We start from the raw sequence: 22,577 nt of genomic DNA on the forward strand, positions 1-22,577 counted from the left end.
AAGCCGAGGCTTCCCATTTTCGTTCAATGCCAGCTAGCTGGCGCTAATACTACTTACTGGCGCGTATCCACCTGGATCAGCGGCTCCTGGGCCGGCGGCGGCGCAAGCTTGCGGGTGCGGCCGAGACGGACCGGCTGCTGGGACTGGGCAGCCGCTTCCTGGGCGGCGCGCAGCTTTTCCGGATCGGTCGATGCCAGTTGCAGGCCGGCCTGGGCCAGCGTTTCGCCCAGATCGGCCGGGGCAGCGCCAACCGGTGCCGGTGCCGGTGCCGGTGCTGCGACCGGAGCCGGAGCAGGGGCCACCGGGGCCACCGGCGCCGGCATCACGACCGGCTGGGCAGCCGGAGCGGCGGCTTCGACCGGAGCGGCGGCTTCGACCGGAGCCACGGCTTCAACCGGAGCCGGTGCCGGAGCAACCGGAGCAACCGGCGCCATGGCGGCAGCGTGACGGGCAGCGGCTTCGGCGACCGATTGCGCGGTCGGGAAGGGCCACGCACCCTGGTTCGATGCCTTCACCTCTGCGGCAGCGGCCTCGGCTGCTGCCTGTGCGGCGGCGGCGTGCAGGGCTGCTGCTGCCGCGGCTTCGGCACGTGCCTGGGTTGCGGCGTGTTCGGCGGCGGCGTGTTCGGCCGCGGCTTTCTCGGCAGCGGCTTTCACCGAAGCGGCGGTCGGGAAGGGCCACGGACCCGGGGTGGCAGCAGCCTTGGCCGGCTTGGCGCCTTTGGCTTTCGCAGCCTTGGTTTCGGCCTGGACCTTGGCGGCTTCTTCGTCGGCAACCGGTGCGAAGGCCGGTGCCGCGCCTTCTTCACCGCTCTCGTTGTCGATGATGTCGGCCCCGTCGCGATCGCGGCGGTTGCGGTTGCGGCCGCCACGACGGCGGCGGCGGCGCGGTTCATCGCCACCATCGGTCTCGGCTTCCTCGCCGTTCGGGCCGACGGTAGCCATCACGGTCTGCACCACCTGTTCCTGGATGATTTCCTGATCGCCATTCGGAGCGGTAGCCGCGATCGTGACCGTGGTCGCGGCGGTAGCCTGGACCACGCTCAGTTCTTCGGCCTTGGCTTCGACCACCTGGGCGCGCTCGGCACGCTCACGCGGCTGGCGCGGCTGGCGCTCGGCACGTTCCGGACGCTCGGCGCGTTCGCCACGCTCGGTGCGCGGGGCCGGCTGGGCTGGCGCCTCGGCCTGGTCGCGGGTTTCGCGCACTTCACGGGTCTCGCGGCCTTCACGCGGCTCGCGCGGTTCACGCGGCTTGCGCGGCGGACGGGCCGGCTTGCCTTCGGCGTCGACCGGCTTGGCGGTCTCGTCGGCCGGCGCGCCTTTGGCGAGCTGTTCGCGGTCTTCGCGCTCACGGCCCTTGCCGGTACCGGTACCGTTACGGCCGCCACGGCCATTGCGCTGGCCGCGGTTGCCGCGCTCGGCGGCTGCCGCTGCCGGCTCGGCCGGCTTGACGGGTGCCGCTGCCGGAGCCGGCGGCGGGGTCATCGGCGCCGGGGTGCCGAAGAAGAAGTTACGCAGCTTGGCAAAGAAGCCCTGCTCGGCCGGAGGCGGCGGCGCCACCGGAGCGGCGGGCGCTGCGGCAGGAGCGGCCTCGGCCTTGACCGGCTCGCGGCGTTCCACCATCGGCGCCGGCTGGGCCGGGGTAATGGTCTTGACCACGGCTTCCTGGCGCGGCTTGGCTTCTTCCTTCTGGCGCTTGGCAAAAGCCATGTCGGTGTCGGCCGACTCGGCCAGCGTGTAGCTGGAGGCGGCGTCTTCCAGGCGCGGATCGTCGTGCTTGATGCGCTCGAGCTTGTAGTGCGGGGTCTCCAGATGCTTGTTCGGCACCAAAATGACCGTGATGCGGTGACGGGTTTCGATCTTCAGCACTTCGCCGCGCTTTTCGTTCAGCAGGAACGCAGCGACGTCGACCGGAACCTGGACGTGGATCGCGGCCGAGTTTTCCTTCATCGCCTCTTCCTGGATGATACGCAGGACTTGCAGAGCCGAGGATTCGGTATCGCGGATGTGGCCGGTGCCCGAGCAGCGCGGGCAGGTGACGTGCGAACCTTCCGACAGCGAAGGACGCAGGCGCTGGCGCGACAGTTCCATCAGGCCGAAGCGCGAGATCTTGCCCATCTGGACGCGTGCACGGTCATGGTGCAGGGCGTCCTTCAGGCGCTGTTCGACTTCGCGCTGGTTCTTGGCGACTTCCATGTCGATGAAGTCGATCACGATCAGGCCGCCCAGGTCGCGCAGGCGCAGCTGGCGGGCCACTTCGTCGGCCGCTTCGCAGTTGGTGTTAAAGGCGGTGGTTTCGATGTCCGAACCGCGGGTGGCGCGGGCCGAGTTGACGTCGATGGACACCAGGGCTTCGGTGTGGTCGATCACGATCGCGCCGCCCGACGGCAGCGGGACGGTACGCGAGTACGCGGTCTCGATCTGGTGTTCGATCTGGAAACGGGAGAACAGCGGGACGTCGTCGGTATAGCGTTTCACGCGGTGCGCCATGTCGGGCATCACGTGGCTCATGAATTGCTGGGCTTGGTCGAAGATCTCGTCGGTGTCGATCAGGACTTCACCGATGTCGGGCTGGAAGTAGTCGCGGATGGCGCGGATGACGAGGGAGGATTCCTGGTAGATCAGGAAGGCCCCGGGGGCCGATTTGCCGGCGCCTTCGATCGCGCGCCAGAGTTGCATCAGGTAATTCAGGTCCCACTGGAGTTCTTCGACGTTGCGGCCGATGCCGGCGGTCCGGGCAATCACCGACATGCCTTGCGGCAGGTCCAGCTTGTCCATGGTCTCGCGCAGTTCCTGGCGTTCTTCGCCTTCGACCCGGCGGGAGACGCCGCCGCCGCGCGGATTGTTCGGCATCAGGACCAGGTAGCGGCCGGCCAGCGAAATGAAGGAAGTCAGTGCCGCGCCCTTGTTGCCGCGTTCCTCTTTCTCGACCTGCACCATGATTTCCTGGCCTTCGCGCAGGGCTTCCTTGATGGTGCAATTCCGGACGTCGACACCTTCACGGAAATACGAGCGGGCGACTTCTTTAAAGGGGAGGAAACCGTGGCGGTCTTCGCCGTAGCTGACGAAGCAGGCTTCAAGGGAGGGTTCGATGCGGGTGATGACGCCTTTGTAGATATTCGATTTTCGCTGTTCGCGACCGGCGGTCTCGATATCGATGTCGATCAGTTTTTGGCCGTCGACAATCGCTACGCGCAGCTCCTCTTGCTGCGTAGCGTTAAACAACATACGTTTCATTTTTATTAACTCCGCGGCCCGTGGACCGTTTAATTACTGGAAACGTACGCGGGGAGGGGAGTGTTGGCGGTGGTATGCCCGGAGCGTGGCACGGCATTGCCGGCCACAGGGCGCAAATGGCATCGAACGTCATTGTCGCGCGCACGCCGCAACCTTGTTCGGCCGGCGCGGCCCGATCGGGGCGGCGCCAGGGCCTTGGGGCGGGTGCTAACAGCGACCACAGCCAGACCGCGGGGCGACCGTAGCGGGAATCCGGGCCAGGCGCTTATCAGCCTTGGCCTGCGGATTCCTGGAGAGGCTCCTTGCAGCGGGTCCGGCGAAAACGACAAGCGTTATCGACGCCATCACCCGGCGAGCCAGGCTGAACCTGGCTTGCCGGTACTTATCCTTACGATTCCAAACAATCCAATCCTGCAGTCCTGCGCGCTACCCGATTACAACTGCGGTGCAACCTTGGCGCGCGCAAGAATGTGCGTACACGTTTGTCATCTCACCAAACCTGCTGCGCTTCGCATTGGCGGCCAGCGATGCTCACCGTACTTTCGTACAGCTGCGCTTCTCGGTCACCACTACTTCCGCTCGCTATGATTTCGCGAGATTCCTTTTTTTCTTCATCGAATTCGCATTTTTGCGGGGTCGACGAAGGCGCCCCTGTGTAAAATATCGTTTTAATTCTTACACCAGCAGAGGTTTGACCGCCGCCTGTCGATTATATATTCAAAATGAAGGACTTAGAGAGAAATTCTGTCCAGCTTGTAACAATCGCTGAAGAAGAAGCCGGGCAACGTATCGACAACTACCTGCTGCGTGTTTGTAAAGGTGTCCCAAAAAGCCATATTTACCGCATCCTCCGCTCTGGCGAGGTGCGCGTGAACAAGGGGCGTATCGATCAGTTGTACCGCCTGGAAACGGGCGATGTGGTGCGTATTCCGCCGATCCGCATCGCCGAAAAGGCAGCCGGCAGCGCTCCCGTGCCCGGCGCCGAATTCGCGATCGTGCATGAGGACAGCCACCTGCTGGTGATCGACAAACCGGCCGGCGTCGCCGTGCATGGCGGCTCGGGCGTGTCCTATGGCGTCATCGAACAGCTGCGCGCGGCGCGTCCGCAAGCCAAGTTCCTGGAACTGGTGCATCGCCTCGACCGCGAAACCTCGGGTTTATTGTTGTTAGCGAAGAAACGTTCGGCGCTGACCAATTTGCACGAGCAAATGCGTGACGGCACGACGGACAAGCGCTACCTGACCCTGGTCAGCGGCAACTGGACCAACCCGCGCCAGCACGTCAAGCTGCCCCTGCACAAGTACACGACCTCGGACGGCGAGCGCCGCGTGGTGGTGCAGGCCGGCGGCCAGGAAGCGCATACCGTGTTCAACCTGCTGCGCCGCTGGGAAGGCTTCGCCCTGCTGGAAGCCGAGCTCAAGACCGGGCGTACGCACCAGATCCGCGTGCACCTGGCATCGAGCGGTTTCCCGATCGCAGGTGACGAGAAATACGGCGATTTTGCATTGAACAAGCAGCTTCAGAAGGCAAATAATACGCGCGGAGCCCTCAAGCGGATGTTCCTGCATGCGTACCGGATCACTTTCCAGCACCCCGAAACCGACAAGCCGATGACCCTGACGGCGCCACTGCCGGCGGAATGCGAGCGTTTCTTGGTAAGCTTGGGGCAACCGACAAGCAAACATTCATAATGGCACGCAAGCAATTCGACCTGATCGTCTTCGACTGGGATGGCACGCTGATGGACAGCACCGCCACCATCGTCAAATGCATCCAATCCGCCGCCAAGGACCTCGGCCTGAGCGTTCCCAGCGATGCCGCCGCCGCGCATGTCATCGGGCTCGGCCTGCTTGAAGCGATGCAGGCCGTGATGCCGGACATCGACCCGGCCCTGTATCCGCGCATGGTGGAGCGGTATCGTTATCATTTCCTGACAAAAGACCACGAACTGGTGCTATTCCGCGGCGTTCCCGCCATGCTGGAAGAACTCTCCCAGCTCGGCTATTTCCTGGCCGTCGCCACCGGCAAGAGCCGGGTCGGCCTGAACCGCGCCCTGAATGCCTGCGGACTGCTGTCGACCTTCGATGCAACCCGTTGCGCGGACGAGACATTTTCCAAGCCGCATCCTGCAATGTTGCAAGAATTGACAAGGGAGCTGGGGCAAGACATGCGTCGCACCGTTATGATCGGCGACACGACGCACGACTTGCTTATGGCCAACAATGCCGGCGCCTCAGGCATCGCGGTCGAGTACGGCGCGCATCCTGTGCAGCAACTGCAGGCATGTCACCCGGTCTTCACGGCAAAGAATGTGCCTGAACTCCACCAGTGGCTGGTCGAGAACGCATGAGCGAAGCAAACGAGGTCTATATCTGCGGGCCCGATGCCCTGGTCGACGGCGGCAATGGCGTTCGCTTTCCGGTGGTCGCGTTCGGCGATGAAGCCACCGGTTTCGTGGTGCGCCATGGCGGCAAGGTCTACGGCTACCTGAACCGCTGCGCCCACGTTCCCGTCGAACTGGACTGGTTCAAGGGCGAGTTTTTCGAGTCGAGCAAGCTATACCTCATGTGTTCGACCCACGGCGCGATCTATGCGCCCGAAACCGGGGTCTGCACCGGTGGACCATGCCGGGGCGGCAGGCTGCGCCCGATTGCCGTGCGCGAATCCGGCGATGGCGTCTATTGGCAGCCGGACCAGCATTTCCAGCCGCCGAAGTAAAACAAGCACACATTTATGAGCGAAAACAACAGGAACGAGAATCAGAACGCGAATGACCCAGGGGCAATGCGCTATTGGGAGCGCGAGACCCTCGAGCGGCTCGTGTTTGCCACGGTGCGTGAGCAGCGGGCTGCACGGCGCTGGGGGATCTTCTTCAAGCTATCCTTCTTGTTGCTGGCATTTTTCGCGATCTGGGCCTATTTCGACTTCAGCACCGGCTCCGGCACCGAATCTCTCGGCCGCCATACCGCCCTGATCGAAATCGACGGCAGCATCGACGACGAAGGCAGCGGCGCCGCCGATACCGTGATCCCGTCCCTGAACAAGGCCTTTGCCGACGCCGGCTCGGCTGCGGTGGTGCTGCGCATCAATAGTCCAGGCGGTAGTCCGGTGCAGGCAGGCATCATCGTCGACGAAATCCAGCGCCTCAAGAAGGGCTATCCGAACAAGCCGCTGTACGTGGTCGTGGACGAAATCTGCGCTTCGGGCGGCTATTACATCGCCTCGGCCGCCGACAAGATCTTCGTCAACAAGGCCAGCATCGTCGGTTCGGTCGGCGTGCTGATGGACGGCTTCGGCTTTACCGGCCTGATGGACAAACTGGGCATCGAGCGCCGCCTGCTGACGGCGGGCGAAAACAAAGGCTTCCTCGATCCCTTCAGCCCGCAATCCGACAAGCAGAAGCAGCACGCGCTGGCCATGCTGAACGAAATCCACGAGCAATTCATCGCCGTGGTCCGTGCCGGCCGCGGCAAGCGCCTGAAGGAAAATCCGGAAATCTTCTCCGGCCTCTACTGGACCGGCGCCAAGGCCGTCGAGATGGGCCTGGCCGATGGTTTCGGCACCGTCGACACCGTCGCCCGCGACGTGGTGAAGGCCGAAGACATCATCGACTACACCGCGCATGAAGGCTTGCCGGAGCGTGTGCTGAAGAAATTTGGCGCATCGGTGGGGGCGGGCGCCGTGCATTCGATTTACCGGGGACCGGTTCCGAGTCTTCGCTGATTTGGTTTTTAATAAGTATTGAAATAATGAAAATAAAGAAAGCAGTCTTCCCTGTAGCAGGGTTGGGGAGCCGATTTTTGCCAGCGACCAAGGCGCAACCAAAAGAAATGTTGCCGGTCGTTGACAAGCCCTTGATTCAATATGCTGTCGAGGAAGCCGTAGCAGCTGGAATCACAGAAATGATTTTCATTACAGGCCGCAATAAAAGGGCGATCGAAGATCATTTCGACAAGGCATATGAACTCGAGTCGGAACTTGCAGCAGCGCAGAAGCACGAGCTGCTTAATCTAGTGCAGTCGGTGATCCCCAAAAACGTAAGTTGCATTTATATCCGACAGGCCGCCCCGCTTGGTCTGGGTCACGCTGTACTTTGCGCACGCCCTATCGTCCAGAATGAGCCCTTCGCGGTGCTATTAGCGGACGATTTCATGGATGCGGCCCCAGGATACAAGCCAGTTTTGGCACAGATGACAGATCTGTACAACTACGAAAAATGCAGCATACTGGCAGTACAGAATGTCCCACGCGAAAATACACGGCAGTACGGCATCGTTAGTACATCCGCGTATCGCCCCGACATCGAGCAGGTGTCTGGTATAGTCGAAAAGCCTCATCCTGCTGATGCACCCTCCACCTTGGCCGTGGTTGGACGCTACGTTCTATCGCCGCACATCTTTGACCATCTGGAAGCCCTGGATGCAGGAGCGGGAGGCGAAATTCAGTTGACGGATGGCATTGCCAAATTGATGGCAGTTGACCGAGTGCTGGCCCATAGGTTTGCCGGACAGCGTTATGATTGTGGATCCAAACTTGGCTATTTGAAGGCAATGACTGCCATGGGTTTACGGCATCCGGAAACGGGCGCAGCCTATCGATTGTTCCTGGACGAGATCGGTGCTAGTAGTGGAATCATTTGATGCAATGCCGCCGCTGACTCGTAACAATGTGCCTTGAAAATTCCAAAGTGTCGGCTATAGTTGTTTTGTAGCTTACACCTACAGACCCGCTTCAAGGCGGTTTCGAGTGAACTCCATTCCTCAGGTTGGATCCCGCTATGGGAGAAAACGACGGCGCAAGCCGTCGTTTTCATTTATTCGGCATGAAAACCTCCATCCTCGAGCCAGGCCTGGAATTGGCGCTGGGCCTGGCCGTACCATGCGGCACGCATGGGTACGTTGTGAGCGGAGGCAAAGACATGGGGAGTATCGCCACCGCGTGTCCAGCGCGCCAGCGCGAGGCGGGTTGGAAACGTCGCCGCGTACTCGCTCGCCACATGGCATGCCTGATCCATGGAATCCTTTCCATGGAAGGGAGGGCGATTTTTTTCTTCTTCAATATGCACATTTACCTCATCTCTTGTTTGAAAAATCGGTGAGTGTTAATCCTACAAGTTGATGAACGGTAGTCCTACGCTCAACGATTGTAGGTCGATTCCTAACGAGGCTTCAGTGTAGCAATGGAAACTGATGTGGCATTGACGCGTGTCAAACGTAGTTTTGCTACCGATTCAAACAGTGGAACTACCTGATCTTTGCCATACACATCCGTTCTGTTAAAGTTCCGCCCCATGAGCAAACTTTCCCTCGACCGCGTGCTGCAATCCCAAGGCTTCGGCACGCGCAAATACTGCCGCGCCCTGATCGAGGACGGCGACGTCGCGATCGGTGGCGAGGTCCAGACCAGCTACAAGACCACGGTCGAGACCGACGGCCTGGTGCTGACCGTGTTCGACGAGGAGTGGATTTATCGCGAGCGCGTCTATCTCGCCCTCTACAAACCGGCCAACTTCGAATGCTCGCGCAAGCCCAGCCACCATCCCGGCGTGCTGACCCTGTTGCCCGAACAATTTACCTGGCGCGAAGTGCAGCCGGTCGGCCGCCTCGACCACGACACCACCGGCCTGCTGCTGATGTCGGACGACGGTCCCTTCATCCACGCCCAGTCCTCGCCCAAGCGTCATGTGCCGAAGGTCTACCAGGCAAGGACGCAGGAGCCGGTGACCCAGGCACTGGTCGACCAGTTGCTGGCCGGCGTCCAGCTGATTGATGAGCCCGCTCCGCTGGCGGCCCTGACCTGCGTCCAGCGCGGCGACCACCAGCTCGAGATCGTGCTGGAACAGGGGAAATATCACCAGGTCAAACGCATGCTCGCTGCAGCCGGCAACCACTGCGTGGCCCTGCACCGCTCGCAGATCGGCGGCCTGACGCTCGAATCGCTCGGCCTGAAGGAAGGGGAGTGGTGCTATCTGGAGCAAGATCAACTGGGCTTGCTGGCGCAGGTTCAACTGATACTGTCGTAATGATTTTGACACACAGTTTTCAGACCCTTTTATTTTATTTTCCCACGTAGAAATTATTACTTATAAGACTGTTCGCAGAGGAATGTAATCTGATTCGAATAGGCTAGGGTTGATAACAGATGTGATGAATTTTCGTTTGAACGCGCTGGTGTACTTTCCATAATGAAATTCAGAAAATTTCTGAATTTTGTTGGAAAAGAGATATATGCAATTTTATGTGATTTCTGCGAATTTAATGCGCTGGAGAAATTGAATGCCGAACGAAAGAATTGATTTTTTGAGGTTGAGTATTTCGCCTTACACCCAAGAATTTCTCAACTGTTCTTGGGAGTGGTTAAATGACCCAGAGACAAAGGCGCTTACAGCCACACCAGATTTTAGTCGTGATCAGCAATTGGCGTGGTATTCTAGTTTGGCTTCCAAGAAAGATTATTTGATTTGGGGCGTCAAGCTGGATGACAAACCCATAGGTGTTTTTGGAGTAAAAAATATTCGCGACCGCAATGGGGAGTACTGGGGATATATTGGGTCAAAAGAGCTTTGGGGGAGCGGTATTGGTACTTGGATGATGCAGCAAGTGCTTGAGCTTTCGACTAATGCGGGGCTATCTCGAATATATCTCAAGGTTTTAAAAAATAATGTTGCCGCAATTAGATTGTATGGGCGGATGCGATTCAATAAATATGATTCGGATCAGGATTTTGATTGGATGGAGCGCAACATTGATTGCCGGAATATTACATGAACGATCAAAAAAATCAGATTGAGCTGGTGCGATATAAGGTTGAATTAAAGCCCACGTGGGATGCTCTTGTCGATAAAGCCAAGAATGCCACATTTTTGCATTATCGCGACTATGTAGACTATCATGCGGATCGCTTCGTCGATCATTCGATCCTGATATTTAAAAACGGTAAAGTAATTGCTGCATTCCCTTGTAATGTCGTAGAGGATCAAGTTTATAGCCATGGTGGCCTGACATACGGGGGCTTGCTATACGGAAAAGACGTTCATGCGGCAACTGTGCTAGAGATCTTTGAGGCGATAGGCAATTATTTTCGCGAAAATGGTAAGCGTAAAATTTTATACAAAGTTGTGCCGCAGATATTTCACACTTACCCTGCCGATGAAGATTTATATGCACTGACGCGAGTCGGAGCATCCCTGGTCAGGCGAGACCTGTCTAGCGTGATTGAAATCGCACATCGGCCTAAACTCAGCGATTCACGAAAAAATACTGCAAGGAAGGCTGAGAAAGCCGGGGCAGTCGCTGTTGAACTAAATAGTTTTCACGAATTTCACGCACTTCTCGCGCATGTGCTGAGCAAGTTTGGTGCGGCTCCGGTGCATTCGGTGGGCGAGCTCGAATTATTGAAGGCACGTTTCCCGGAACAGATCCGATTGTTCGGGACATTAATTGGCGGCCGGTTGTATGCTGCATGTCTCGCCTATGACTGTGGTCATGTGGTTCATACGCAATATTTAGCAAGTTCTGATGAAGGTCGGCAGATAGGTGCGTTGGATTATTTATTGCTGAATTTAGTTGAAAAATACTTTTCCGATAAGAAATTTTTAAGTTTTGGAATTTCGACGGAACAGCAAGGACGTGTTCTGAACACAGGATTGATCGCCCAGAAAGAAGGGTTTGGTGGGCGGGGTATAGTGCACGATTTCTACGAGTGGGTTCTCTAGTTGATTTATTTCTCCAAATTTAGGAAGTAAACCCGTAGTGTGTTCAATATACTTTCGTGAGACCTGAGTTTCTCGTGTCATGCTTGCTGTTTGTTCCAGAAGCTGCACGGCACTCCACTATCCCTGTTGGGCGCTAACACTGGAATCGTTGGGCTGAGGAAAGCATTGGTGTTATCTGGAGCAGGTACTACTGCATTTCTTGGTGCTGAAATAGCGCGCGCCGGCGGACCGTTGTGCTGGGCATTGTCCAGCCCGGCTGTTCACGCAGGTGGAATAGCGCTACTGACCTGCGTTAAGAAGCCAGCGTCTTGGAAATAGCGCATTGTTTCTGGCATTATTAATCTTGATTCTCGGCATCGCCTCCGCCTTTCGGGAGCAGCGGCGGTGTCGTGCGACGCACAACAGCCTTTTCCGCGACACTTGTCATCTTATTATTGAAGCAACTCAGCAAGATGATATCGACATCTCCGAAAACGTACCGATTTCTCTCCGTTTCAGCACTCTTCGTAGTTAATTCCGCCCTGGCCCAGCAGGGCGTTCCCGACCTGGCCGGCTGTGCACAGATCACCGACGCCGCCCAGCGCCTGGCCTGCTATGACCGCCTCGCCGGCGTCAGCCCGGCGCCCGCACAAGCGGCCGCAGCCGTGTCCAGCCCGCCTGCGGCGCAATCCGAGCGCGAAGTCCAGTCGGCCCTCGACCTCTCGCCCGAAAAGACCCGCGGCTTCAGCCTGGCCGACCATTGGGAACTGGACCGGGAGCACAAGCGCGGCGTCTTCAATTTCCGCCCGCACAACGCGACCTACCTGATGATCACGCGCACGGCGCATCCGAACGATGCGCCTTACCGGCCCTTCCGCAACCTTGCCGACTTCAACACCGACCTGGCGCACAACGAACTGGTGTACCAGCTGAGCTTCAAGACCAAGGTGCTGGAAGACATCGGGAAGAAGCCGGTCGACCTGTGGTTCGGCTATACGCAGAACAGTTTCTGGCAGGCCGGCAACCGCCAGGCATCCAGTCCATTCCGCGAAACCAATTACCAGCCCGAGCTGATGGCGGTGATGCCACTGAACTTCGACGTGCTGGGCATGCACGCCAGCTACCTCAACCTTGGCGTGGTGCACCAGTCGAACGGCCAGGCCTCGACCTTGTCGCGCAGCTGGAACCGGGTCTATGCCCAGCTCGGCCTCGAACGCGCCGGCTTTACCGTGCTGGGACGGGTCTGGAAACGCGTCAACGAAGCGGCGAGCGACGACAACAACCCGAACATCGTCGACTACATGGGCCGCGGCGACCTGGCCGTCACCTACCGCAACAACGGACACGACTACTCGGCCCTGCTGCGCCGCAATTTCTCGACGAACCGCGGCGCCGTCCAGCTCAGCTGGGCTTTCCCGCTGGCCGGCCACTTCAAGGGCTATCTGCAGTATTTCTCCGGCTATGGCCAGAGCCTGATCGACTACAACTACTACCAGAACGTGGTCGGCGTGGGGCTGCTCGGCACCTTCTGAGCGGCCAGCAGCCGTCCAGGCTGCACTACAATGGCGAGATGAAACTCGCCACCCTCAACGACGGATCGCGCGACGGCCAGCTGGCCGTCGTCTCGCGTGACCTGAAAACCGCCCACATTGCCGACGGCATCGCGCCCACCCTGCAGGCCGCGCTGGACGACTGGGCCTTCATCGCGCCCCAGTTGGCGGAACTCTACGACCAGCTCAACGCCGGCCGCGCCCGCCGCCCCTTCGACTTCGACCCGGCGCGCTGCATGGCGCCGCTGCCGCGCGCCTACCAGTGGGCCGACGGCTCGGCCTACGTCAACCACGTCGAGCTGGTGCGCAAGGCGCGTGGTGCCGAGATGCCGGCCTCGTTCTGGGAAGACCCGCTGATGTACCAGGGCGGCAGCGACGATTTTCTGGGCCCGATGGACGACATCGTGCTGGCGCACGAAGAGTGGGGCATCGACTTCGAGGCCGAAGTGGCCGTGATCCTAGGGGACGTCAAGATCGGCGCCACGCCCGACGAGGCGCACCAGCAGATCCGCCTGCTGATGCTGGCCAACGACGTCTCGCTGCGCAACCTGATCCCGCCCGAGCTGGCGGAGGGCTTCGGCTTCTTGCAGTCGAAACCGGCAACGGCCTTCTCGCCGGTGGCGGTGACGCCGGATGAGCTGGGCGAAGCCTGGAAGGGAGGAAAGGTCCACCTGCCGCTGCGCTCGACCTGGAACGGCCGCCTGGTCGGCCAGCCGGATGCGGGCGTCGACATGGTCTTCAATTTTCCGCAGTTGATCGCCCACCTCTGCAAGACCCGCAACGCGCGCGCCGGCAGCATCATCGGCTCGGGCACGGTGTCGAACAAGGATGCCTCGAAGGGCTACTCTTGCATCGCCGAACAGCGCTGCCTGGAGACGATCGAATACGGCCAGCCGGTCACCCAGTTCATGCGCTTCGGCGACACGATCCGCATCGAGATGCTGGACGAGAAGGGCAAGTCGATCTTCGGGGTGATCGAGCAGAAGGTGGCGCGGCTGGAACCATAACCGAACCGTATGGCCGTCGTTCCCGCGTCCATCGTCATTCCCGCGAAAGCGGGAATCCATGCTGAGTAACCAATTACCTACCGCCCCAAAACTCCCCACTAACTTCATCGCCTCGTAAATCCACCTCCACCGGCCGCGAAACCCTGCGCACCACATCCGCAACCAGCAGCCGCCCATCCGCCTCATGCACCCGGTACCAGAGGAAGGCCACGCCGGACAGCCGCAGCTTCTGCCCCGTGAACAGGGCATCCTTCACGATGCTCATCCCCTCCAGCCGCAAGTCGAAATCGAGCACCGGCGCCCCCTCGGTGCGCGCCGCATAGCCCAGGTAGCGCGCCGCGTTGTACAGCGGACTGCGCTCGCCCGCCTCGCCGGCCTTGAGCGAGTCGATGAAGGCGTCGACGGTCTTCAGCAGCGCGCCGGCGTTTGAGGCCAATGCCGACAGCTCGCGTTTTTCCTCGCCCTTGGCGGCATCGGCCAGCCGGTTCAGCGCCGCGATCCGCTGCGCCAGCTCGCCACGCTGCGCCGCCAGCGCACGCACGCGGGAGAGCAGGGCGGCGTACTGCTTGCCGTCCAGCTCACCCAGGTAGCCTGCACCAAGTCCCGCGATCCGCTCCGGGCAGCTGCGCGCGAGGGCGGTCGCGAACAGGACGCGGGCGCCGTCACCATAGCCGATGCCCTGCGCCGACACGTCGGACCTGAACAGCGCGGCCAGACCGGCGCCGGCCTTCAGCGTCGCCGGCACCGCCGTCAGCACGGTGAAGGCGACGGCGGCGGCGCTGCCCTGCGGCGTATGCGTTTCGATGGCCTGCTGCAGCTCCTTGTTCTGCTTGCCCAGGTCGTCCTTGAGGCGCTCCATCGCGTCCTGCACGAGGCGCGCCGCCAGGACGCCCTGGGCGGCCGCCGGCTCGTAGATGGTGGTTTTGCGGCCGGCGGGCAGGGCGGCGCAAACTTCTGTGGCTAGCTCACGGGCCAGGTCGAAGGCCCTGACCAGGCCGGCGGCGCCGAATTTGCCGGTGTCGACGCTGCCCTGAAGGGGCTTGATGGAGGAGGGTGGCAGGCGGGCGAGCAGCTCAGCGCGTTCGGCCTGGGCGATGGCGGCGCGGGCTTCGGCTTCGCGCTGGGCGGCGAGGACGTCGGTGGTTTCGCTTGCACCGACGGCCGCGCTTGAAATTGTCGCAATTGCCAGAAATAGCCAAAATCCGGCAGTACGAAGAAATTCGAAAAATTGAAATATTTTTATATCAAAATGTCTACTCATATTATTTTGATTTCAACATATTTACTGTTCGATTAATCAGAGCGTGAATTTGTTGGGTGCCCATAATCTCACCAAAAATCACGCGGATGTCACTTCGCCAATCCCAATCTATCCACAGGTAAATACCGGGCGTTTTGCGCTTCTGCTAATTACCCATCGAAGGGGGATTTCGACTGTGGTGTATATGCCGAATTTCACATCTTTGGCGACAAATGCATAGAACTGGTGACAACAAAAGGTTTCCCAACCATATTGCTGTCGGGTAAAATGACGGGCTGTTTGAGACGCGTCCACGCTCCACTCCTTCCAAGACCAATGTTCAAGTTCACCAAGAGTTTTACGGCCGTCGCGCTGGCCATGACGGCTATTGCCGCTTCCGCCCAAGAGGCGACCAACAAGGCTGACATGTTCGGCCAGGACACGCCGTCTGCGGTCGGCGACTCGGTCAACACCGCCGCGCCTGCCCAGACCCGCAGGCTGACCATCTCGAATGCGCCCTCGGGTCAGGTCGGTGCCCAGGCCTTGAATCAGGCAAATGGGCAAGTCCAGGGTCAGGCCGGCCGTGGCCGCCCGGCAGCGAATGGCGCGCGGGAAGGAATGGATTCGCGCCAGCTGCAAAAGCGAATGGCGGATCAGAATGCGCCATTGAGCGAATTTCAGAAATTCATTGAAGATAATACCAACAAGGTATTGCCGATTTTCGGTTCCGAATTCTTCGCCAACGCTCAGCCGACGTTTGCGCCGATCCAGAATTCCCCTGTTCCGAGCGATTACCCGCTTGGACCGGGCGACGAGTTAAACATCCGCGGCTGGGGCACGATCGATATCGATTTTCGCGCCACCATCGACCGTAACGGCACCATCAATATCCCGACCATCGGCTCGGTCGTGCTGGCTGGCGTCAAGGCCGGCGATGCCGAAACCGTGATCCGCAATGCCGTCGCACGCCTGTACAAGGGCGTGACGGTCAGCGTCAACTTCGGCCAGCTGCGTGCGATTACCGTGTACGTGGTCGGCCAGGCCAGCCGCCCGGGTACCTATACCGTGTCGAGCCTGTCGACCCTGGTGACGGCCCTGTTCGCGAGCGGCGGTCCGAACGCCAACGGCAGCATGCGCCGCGTGCAGGTGAAACGCGGCGGCAAGGTCGCGGCGGAACTCGACCTGTATTCCTTCATCGCCAAGGGCGACAAGTCGGCCGACATCAAGCTGCTGGATGGCGACACCATCTATATCCCGCCGGCGGGTGGCTATGTGGCCTTGGTCGGCAAGGTCAACAGCCCGGCCATTTACGAACTCAAGAACAACAGCGACAGCATCGGATCCCTGCTCGACTTCGCAGGTGGTCTGCCGGTTGTGGCCGATCCGCGCCGCGCTTATCTGGAACGCATCGATCCGAACAAGAGCCATCCGCGTAGCGTCGAAGAATTCGCGCTGAATCCGGAAGGCCTGCAGCGTCCGCTGAAGAACGGCGACGTGCTCAACGTGGTGTCGATCACACCGGACTTCTCGAATGCCGTGGTGCTGCGCGGTAACGTCGACCAGCCGGTGCGCGCGCCGTTCAAGCAGGGCATGCGCGTCAGCGACTTGATCCCGAGCCGCGAATACCTGATCAGCCGCGAATCGGTTAAGCGCCAGAACAATGTCGTGGCGGCCGGCGACAACGAAAAGGATACGACCCAGGACGCGGCCAAGATCGCCTCGCGCATCGGCAACCTGATCGCGCCGATCAACTGGGACTATGCGGTCATCGAGCGCGTCAACCGCAGCGACCTGAGCGTCAAGCTGATCCCGTTCAACCTGGGCGCCGTGTTCTCCAACCCGGCCGGTCCGGACAATATCCAGCTGCAGCCGGGCGACACCGTTACCATCTTCTCGCAGGAAGACGTGGCGGTCCCGATGGACAAGCGCCAGGTCTTTGTGCGCGTCGAAGGCGAAGTCAAGGTGCCGGGCGTGTACCAGATGACGGCTGGCGACACCCTGCAGAGCCTGATCGCCAAGGCGGGCGGCCCGACCGGTAACGCCTACCTGTTCGGTACCGGCTTCTACCGCGACGAAGTACAGAAGGAACAGTCGGCCAACCTGCAGCGCGCTGCGGACCGTCTGGAATCCCAGCTGCGAAGCGAGCAGTCGCGCCAGCTGGCCAACCTGAGCGGTCTTTCGCCGACCGAAGCCGCCGCAATGACCGCCCAGTTCGAAACCGAGCGTCGTACCGCGGAAGAACGCATTGCACGCTTCCGCAAGCTGCAGCCGACCGGCCGTATTGCTTTCGGCCTGGATCCGAATGAGCGCTCGTTCGCGCGCTTGCCGCAGGTCACGCTGCAGAACGGCGACCGTCTGGTGGTGCCGTCGAAGCCGGCCTTCGTGCATGTGTTCGGCGCCGTAAATGTCGAGGCGTCGCCACTGTGGCGCCCGAATAGCCGCGTCAAGGATTACCTGAAGATGGCGGGTACGACCTCGGATGCGGATATCGACAACGCTTTCGTGCTGCGTGTCGATGGTACCGTGGTGTCCTCGGATTCGCAGGGCTGGTTCTTTGGCAAGATCGGTGGTCTAGAAGTGATGCCGGGGGATACGATCGTCGTGCCTGAGAAGCTGGACAGGCAGACTGCGTGGACCAAATTTACGCAGGGTGCGCGTGAGTGGACGCAGATTCTGGCGAACTTTGGACTTGGTGCTGCGGCGATTAAAACTCTGCGGAATTGATCCGCGAGATTACTTTGCATCAAGAACAACCTGAATGGAAGAGCGCTGGAACATGAGCGAAGTACAAGTCCCACCTGACGTAGCGTCGCACGATGAGAATGACAGCGAGCTTGGCTTGATCGATTTGATGATCGTTCTCGCTAAACATAAAAAGCTGATTTGCATCGTGCCGCTGATCGCAGCGGTCGTTTCTGCTGGAGTAAGCCTTGCTTTGCCTGAGACGTATAAAGCGGCAGTAAAACTGCTACCTCCGCAACAACAACAATCCGGTGCGAGTGCCTTGCTTGCACAATTCGGCGGTGTAGCGAGTATGGCTGCTGGCGTCGCCGGGTTGAAAAATCCTAACGATCTTTACGTCGGGATGTTGAAAAGCCGGACCATAGCCGATCGTCTGATCGCCCAATACGATCTCAAGAAAGTCTACCAGACGGAATTGGCTGAGAGTGCCAGGATGCGGTTGAGCGAAAACACCTTAATCGCGTCAGGGAAGGATGGGCTTATTACCATCGAGGTCGAGGATCGCGATCAGAACCGCGTTGCAAAGCTTGCAAACTCATATGTGGATGAGTTACTCGGCCTGACTCGTACGCTGGCCGTGACCGAAGCTGCTCAACGGCGTTTGTTCTTCGAGCGCGAGCTTGAGTCCGCAAAAAACAAGCTGGCGAAAGCGGAAATTGCCTTGAAGAGTTCACTCGAACAACATGGAGTGGTCAGTGTTGATGTCGAAAGCCGAGCCGCCGTTGAAACCATGGCGCGGTTGAGGGCGCAAATCTCTGCAAAGGAAATTGAACTGAATTCCATGCGTGCATTTGTCACAACAAGCCATCCTGAGTTCCAACGCGTTCAAGAAGAACTTAACAGCCTTAGAGGCCAATTGTCGAAGCTTGAAAATGGCCATGAAGAGAAGCAGGGTGTTACGGAAAGCGGTGGAGCAAACGTACAACAGGGCGGATTGGAGAGTATTCAGCGTTTCCGTGACCTCAAGTATTTCCAGATGCTGTATGAACTGCTGGCAAAGCAGTACGAAGCTGCCCGTCTTGACGAAGCCAAGGACCCCTCGATCGTTCAAGTTCTAGACCCGGCTGTTGAGCCCGAGCGTCGAGCCAAGCCAAAGCGTGCCTTCATCGTACTGGCATCAGTCATCGCGAGCTTTATAGCAGCTGTGATTGCTGCATTTGCCCTTGAGAGCAAAGCAAAAGCCTTGGCAAACCCAGCCAGTGCTCGAAAGTGGGCAGAGCTGGTTTCGCGGCTCCGGAAAGGGTAAGTCAGGACTTCCTGGCGCCGTCCGAAACCAGCCTCACTGTGAAAACACGGCTAATTAGATTAACCTTAATACGCATTATGACAATTCTTGTAACTGGCGGTGCCGGTTTCATCGGCAGTAATTTCGTACTGGATTGGCTGGAAGTGAACGACGAACAGGTCGTCAATCTAGATGTTCTGACATATGCCGGCAATCTTGAAAATCTACGGTCCGTCAGCGATGACAATCGTCATGTATTTGTTAAGGGGAGTATCAACGACTCTGAGCTGGTAACCCGGCTATTGGCAGAATATCAGCCTCGCGCGGTCATTAATTTCGCCGCAGAATCGCATGTCGATAGAAGTATCGTGGGCCCGGCTGCATTCGTGGAAACGAATATCGTAGGGACTTTTAATCTTCTCGAGGCTGTTCGACATCATTGGAACGCCCTGCCTGCAGACAGGCAGGCAGAGTTCCGGCTGTTGCACGTTTCAACCGATGAGGTTTACGGCTCTCTGACGCAAGATGCAGCCCCTTTTTCTGAAAAAAACCGCTATGAGCCCAACAGCCCATACTCAGCCAGCAAGGCTGCAAGCGACCATCTCGTCAGGGCCTACCATCACACATATGGGCTGCCGGTGCTGACCACCAATTGTTCGAATAATTACGGCCCTTATCATTTCCCAGAGAAATTAATCCCGTTGGTGATCCATAATGCATTGGCTGGGAAAAATCTCCCGATTTACGGAGATGGTCGGCAGATCCGTGACTGGCTATTTGTTCGCGATCACTGCTCGGCCATTCGGCGCGTTCTTGAAGCCGGAAAAGTAGGCGAGGTATACAACGTAGGCGGATGGAACGAAAAAGCCAACATCGAAGTCGTTAACGCTATTTGCGACATTCTCGACCAGTTGTCTCCTAAGGCTGAGGGCGATTCGTACAGGAGCCAGATTACTTTTGTAAAAGACAGGCCCGGTCATGACCGGAGATATGCAATCGATGCGCGCAAGCTCGAACGCGAGCTTGGTTGGAAACCAAACGAAACGTTTGAAAGCGGGCTGCGCAAGACAGTTGAGTGGTATCTCACCCACAAAGAATGGGTGGAAAACGTGACCAGTGGTGCGTATCGCACCTGGATCGGTCTGCATTACGACGGACGGGGTTGAACGTGTCTAAAAAACGGTATAAGGGCATTGTCCTGGCCGGCGGTTCCGGCACTCGGTTGTATCCAATTACTCGTGGTGTGTCGAAACAGCTCTTGCCAGTCTACGACAAACCGATGATCTATTATCCGTTATCGGTATTAATGTTGGCGGGTATCCAGGAAATTCTGATCATCACCACGCTTGAAGATCAAGCCGGCTTCGTGCGATTGCTCGGTGACGGTTCCGAATTTGGTATTAAGCTGACCTATGCGGTTCAAGAAAAGCCGGAAGGTCTGGCGCAAGCATTCTTGATCGGTGAAGAATTCATCGGCGATGACAACGTTTGCCTGGTTCTTGGAGATAACATTTTCTTCGGACAGGGCTTCAGCCCGATGTTGCAGCGCGCAGCTTCCCAGCAAACTGGTGCAACCGTGTTTGGTTATTCGGTCAAGGATCCACAGCGGTTCGGCGTCGTCGAATTCGATGCCAACATGACCGCTATTTCGCTGGAAGAAAAGCCAGCTGCACCGAAATCGAACGTTGCCGTAACTGGGCTTTACTTCTATGACAACGACGTAATTCGCATCGCCAAATCCATCGAGCCGTCACCGCGTGGAGAACTCGAGATTACCTGCGTTAACGAAACCTATCTCAAACAAGGGCAACTTCGCGTCGAAATGCTGGGACGTGGATTTGCGTGGCTCGACACGGGGACGCACGAGAGTTTGCTCGACGCGGCACATTTCGTGGAAACAATTGAGACGAGACAGGGCTATAAAGTGGCATGTCTGGAAGAGATTGCTTTGCATAACGGTTGGCTTAGTAAAGAAGCCGTGCGTCGGGCAGGCGAAAACTTGTGCAAGACAAGTTATGGCCAGTATCTCATCAGTATTGCTGCGTAATCCTAGATAGAAAAAAACTTCAGATGGAAATTAAATTAGTACAGCTGCAAAAACACGGCGATGAACGAGGGCGCCTCGTCGCTCTTGAAGATCAACGCAACGTCCCCTTTCCGATTCGTCGAGTTTACTACTTGTTCGAAACCAAAAGCGACATCCGTCGTGGTTTTCATGCGCACCGTGAATTGAAGCAACTGGCGATTGTAGTCCGTGGCTCGTGCCGTTTCCATCTGGACGATGGTAAAGAAAAGATAGATCTGCTGTTGGACAATCCCGCCCAAGGCTTGCTGCTGCCTCCAATGTTGTGGCACGAAATGTATGATTTTTCCGAAGATTGTGTATTGATGGTTCTAGCAGACGGTCATTATGATGAGTCGGATTACATTCGTGGTTACGACGAGTTTGTGGAACTTGCCAAGCAGTGAGCAAGAAATCCTGATCCTCGACGCAGCTCTCGCGGCCCAAAGCGTGATCAGCAACCTGGGATAGGCGAGGTATTCGCAGTATGTCGGTTATGCTGTTCCGCCAGTATTTATATGGACATGCTGTGGCTACCTTCGCAATCCGTCTGAACTCGACTGGATTCCTAAGATCATGTCCTGCTGGTAAGGAATGGATACTTCAGCCATGTGTATCTACTGAAAACGGCAAATGGCGGTCAAATCAAGGCTTGAACGACCACGATCAGGGATTAGGTGGACGTGGCCTCTTGCATGAATTTTATGAATGGATGTTATAAATTGATTCCTTTTCTCGATTTAAAAGCGATTAATCTTGCCCATGAGGCTGAACTCAAAGTGGCATTCGATCGTGTTCTGCAGTCCGGATGGTACATACTCGGTACAGAGGTGAAAGCATTTGAGCAGGAATTTGCCGAGTATTGCGGTACCGAGCACGCAATTGGCGTCAGCAATGGTCTCGACGCATTGCACCTGATCTTGCGCGGATATGGGATCGGACCCGGCGACGAAGTCATCGTGCCCTCCAATACCTATATCGCGACTTGGCTTGCCGCAACCTATGCCGGCGCAACTCCAGTGCCTGTAGAGCCTATTGACGGCGGATACAATATCGATCCAGAGCGCATCGAAGCTGCCGTTACGCCACGTACCAAGGCGATCATCGTCGTTCATCTTTATGGCGAAGCGGCGGACATGGATTCGATCATGCGGATCGCGGCAAAGTACGATCTCAAGGTTATTGAAGATGGCGCTCAGGCGCATGGCGCGCTATACAAGGGAAAGCGCGTTGGCAATCTCGGACATGCGGCCGGATTCAGCTTCTACCCCGGCAAAAATCTGGGCGCTTTGGGCGATGCTGGCGGGGTAACGACGAATGACGCCGATCTGGCTAACAAAGTCAGAGTGCTATTGAACTATGGATCACAGCGCAAGTACCATAACGAAGTGCAAGGATACAACTGTCGCCTGGATGAGTTGCAAGCGGCATTGCTGCGCGTGAAGCTACCGTTTCTGGATAAGGAAACTGAGCGTCGGCAAGCTATTGCTGCGCGTTATAACGAGGAGCTTGCCGATACCGGTCTGGTTCTTCCAAAGAGCGCGAATACCGGCGACCACGTATGGCATCTGTATGTCGTGCGTAGCATCAATCGCGATAACTTGCAGAAGAAACTGGCGGAAGCAGGGGTTAGTACGATGATTCATTACCCGATTCCGCCGCATCTTCAGCCGGCGTATGCCGAGCTCGGACTCAAGAAAGGCGACCTCCCGCTGGCCGAGCAGATTCACGAGGAAGTCCTCAGCCTGCCGATGGGACCGTCCATGACAGATGACCAGATCGAGCAGGTAATCGCACGAGTAAAAGTCTGCTGCAAGTGAAG

Annotated in this window: 19 protein-coding genes; 17 read left to right on the top strand and 2 right to left on the bottom strand. The window is 58.1% G+C overall.

Annotated features, from left to right (window positions below; all coding sequences use genetic code 11):
- Positions 1-53: 53 nt before the first annotated feature.
- Positions 54-3,236 (bottom strand): Rne/Rng family ribonuclease, encoded by a 3,183-nt coding sequence (locus AB4Z32_RS18915; RefSeq protein ID WP_442123405.1) that lies wholly within the window; start codon positions 3,234-3,236, stop codon positions 54-56.
- A 722-nt stretch (positions 3,237-3,958) separates the two neighbouring features.
- Between AB4Z32_RS18915 and AB4Z32_RS18920 the strand changes: the two genes are divergently transcribed.
- The 11 genes from AB4Z32_RS18920 (at position 3,959) to AB4Z32_RS18970 (ending at position 13,486) form a co-directional block, all read left to right on the top strand.
- Positions 3,959-4,927 carry an RluA family pseudouridine synthase gene (locus AB4Z32_RS18920; RefSeq protein WP_442123406.1) on the top strand — a complete coding sequence of 323 codons (969 nt, stop codon included), beginning with the start codon at positions 3,959-3,961 and terminating at the stop codon, positions 4,925-4,927.
- Positions 4,927-5,586, top strand: a complete 660-nt coding sequence (locus AB4Z32_RS18925; RefSeq protein ID WP_442123407.1) for an HAD-IIIA family hydrolase — start codon at positions 4,927-4,929, stop codon at positions 5,584-5,586. The genes AB4Z32_RS18920 and AB4Z32_RS18925 overlap by 1 nt, the downstream gene beginning before the upstream one ends.
- Positions 5,583-5,954, top strand: a complete 372-nt coding sequence (locus AB4Z32_RS18930; protein ID WP_442123408.1) for a Rieske (2Fe-2S) protein — start codon at positions 5,583-5,585, stop codon at positions 5,952-5,954. The genes AB4Z32_RS18925 and AB4Z32_RS18930 overlap by 4 nt, the downstream gene beginning before the upstream one ends.
- Before the next feature lie 15 nt (positions 5,955-5,969).
- Positions 5,970-6,959 (top strand): S49 family peptidase, encoded by a 990-nt coding sequence (locus AB4Z32_RS18935; protein WP_442123409.1) that lies wholly within the window; start codon positions 5,970-5,972, stop codon positions 6,957-6,959.
- Between the two features lie 26 nt (positions 6,960-6,985).
- Positions 6,986-7,876 (top strand): UTP--glucose-1-phosphate uridylyltransferase GalU, encoded by an 891-nt coding sequence (gene galU, locus AB4Z32_RS18940; RefSeq protein WP_442123410.1) that lies wholly within the window; start codon positions 6,986-6,988, stop codon positions 7,874-7,876.
- A gap of 137 nt (positions 7,877-8,013) precedes the next feature.
- Entirely contained in the window at positions 8,014-8,334 is a 321-nt protein-coding gene (locus AB4Z32_RS18945; protein ID WP_442123411.1) for a hypothetical protein, read from the top strand.
- Between the two features lie 192 nt (positions 8,335-8,526).
- Entirely contained in the window at positions 8,527-9,258 is a 732-nt protein-coding gene (locus tag AB4Z32_RS18950) for a pseudouridine synthase (protein ID WP_442123412.1), read from the top strand.
- A gap of 253 nt (positions 9,259-9,511) precedes the next feature.
- The gene (locus AB4Z32_RS18955; RefSeq protein ID WP_442123413.1) at positions 9,512-10,003 is read left to right on the top strand and encodes a GNAT family N-acetyltransferase; all 492 of its coding nucleotides are present in this window, start codon (positions 9,512-9,514) and stop codon (positions 10,001-10,003) included.
- Positions 10,000-10,950, top strand: coding sequence for a GNAT family N-acetyltransferase (locus AB4Z32_RS18960; RefSeq protein WP_442123414.1), 951 nt, complete (start codon positions 10,000-10,002; stop codon positions 10,948-10,950). Before AB4Z32_RS18955 ends, AB4Z32_RS18960 begins: the two co-directional genes overlap by 4 nt.
- Before the next feature lie 452 nt (positions 10,951-11,402).
- The gene (locus AB4Z32_RS18965) at positions 11,403-12,461 is read left to right on the top strand and encodes a phospholipase A (protein WP_442123415.1); all 1,059 of its coding nucleotides are present in this window, start codon (positions 11,403-11,405) and stop codon (positions 12,459-12,461) included.
- Between the two features lie 38 nt (positions 12,462-12,499).
- Positions 12,500-13,486, top strand: coding sequence for a fumarylacetoacetate hydrolase family protein (locus AB4Z32_RS18970; protein WP_442123416.1), 987 nt, complete (start codon positions 12,500-12,502; stop codon positions 13,484-13,486).
- Between the two features lie 73 nt (positions 13,487-13,559).
- Here the strand turns inward: AB4Z32_RS18970 and AB4Z32_RS18975 are convergent, their stop codons facing one another.
- Positions 13,560-14,747 carry a hypothetical protein gene (locus tag AB4Z32_RS18975; protein WP_442123417.1) on the bottom strand — a complete coding sequence of 396 codons (1,188 nt, stop codon included), beginning with the start codon at positions 14,745-14,747 and terminating at the stop codon, positions 13,560-13,562.
- 315 nt (positions 14,748-15,062) lie between these two features.
- Between AB4Z32_RS18975 and AB4Z32_RS18980 the strand changes: the two genes are divergently transcribed.
- The 6 genes from AB4Z32_RS18980 to AB4Z32_RS19005 all read left to right on the top strand — a co-directional run bounded on the left by AB4Z32_RS18980 (position 15,063) and on the right by AB4Z32_RS19005 (position 22,575).
- Entirely contained in the window at positions 15,063-17,450 is a 2,388-nt protein-coding gene (locus AB4Z32_RS18980) for an SLBB domain-containing protein (protein ID WP_442123418.1), read from the top strand.
- Positions 17,451-17,484: 34 nt separating this feature from the next.
- Complete coding sequence (locus tag AB4Z32_RS18985; protein WP_442123419.1) at positions 17,485-18,714, top strand: GumC family protein; 1,230 nt, start codon at positions 17,485-17,487, stop codon at positions 18,712-18,714.
- Positions 18,715-18,791: 77 nt separating this feature from the next.
- On the top strand, positions 18,792-19,859 hold the full coding sequence (gene rfbB, locus AB4Z32_RS18990) for a dTDP-glucose 4,6-dehydratase (RefSeq protein ID WP_442123420.1): 1,068 nt from the start codon (positions 18,792-18,794) through the stop codon (positions 19,857-19,859).
- On the top strand, positions 19,826-20,740 hold the full coding sequence (gene rfbA / locus AB4Z32_RS18995) for a glucose-1-phosphate thymidylyltransferase RfbA (protein ID WP_442123443.1): 915 nt from the start codon (positions 19,826-19,828) through the stop codon (positions 20,738-20,740). Before rfbB ends, rfbA begins: the two co-directional genes overlap by 34 nt.
- 23 nt (positions 20,741-20,763) lie before the next feature.
- The gene (locus tag AB4Z32_RS19000) at positions 20,764-21,162 is read left to right on the top strand and encodes a sugar 3,4-ketoisomerase (RefSeq protein ID WP_442123421.1); all 399 of its coding nucleotides are present in this window, start codon (positions 20,764-20,766) and stop codon (positions 21,160-21,162) included.
- 288 nt (positions 21,163-21,450) lie between these two features.
- Complete coding sequence (locus AB4Z32_RS19005) at positions 21,451-22,575, top strand: DegT/DnrJ/EryC1/StrS family aminotransferase (protein ID WP_442123422.1); 1,125 nt, start codon at positions 21,451-21,453, stop codon at positions 22,573-22,575.
- The last annotated feature ends 2 nt before the right edge of the window (positions 22,576-22,577 follow it).

Origin of the sequence: Massilia sp. 2TAF26, assembly GCF_052115005.1 — a bacterium.
Taxonomy (GTDB): domain Bacteria; phylum Pseudomonadota; class Gammaproteobacteria; order Burkholderiales; family Burkholderiaceae_D; genus Telluria.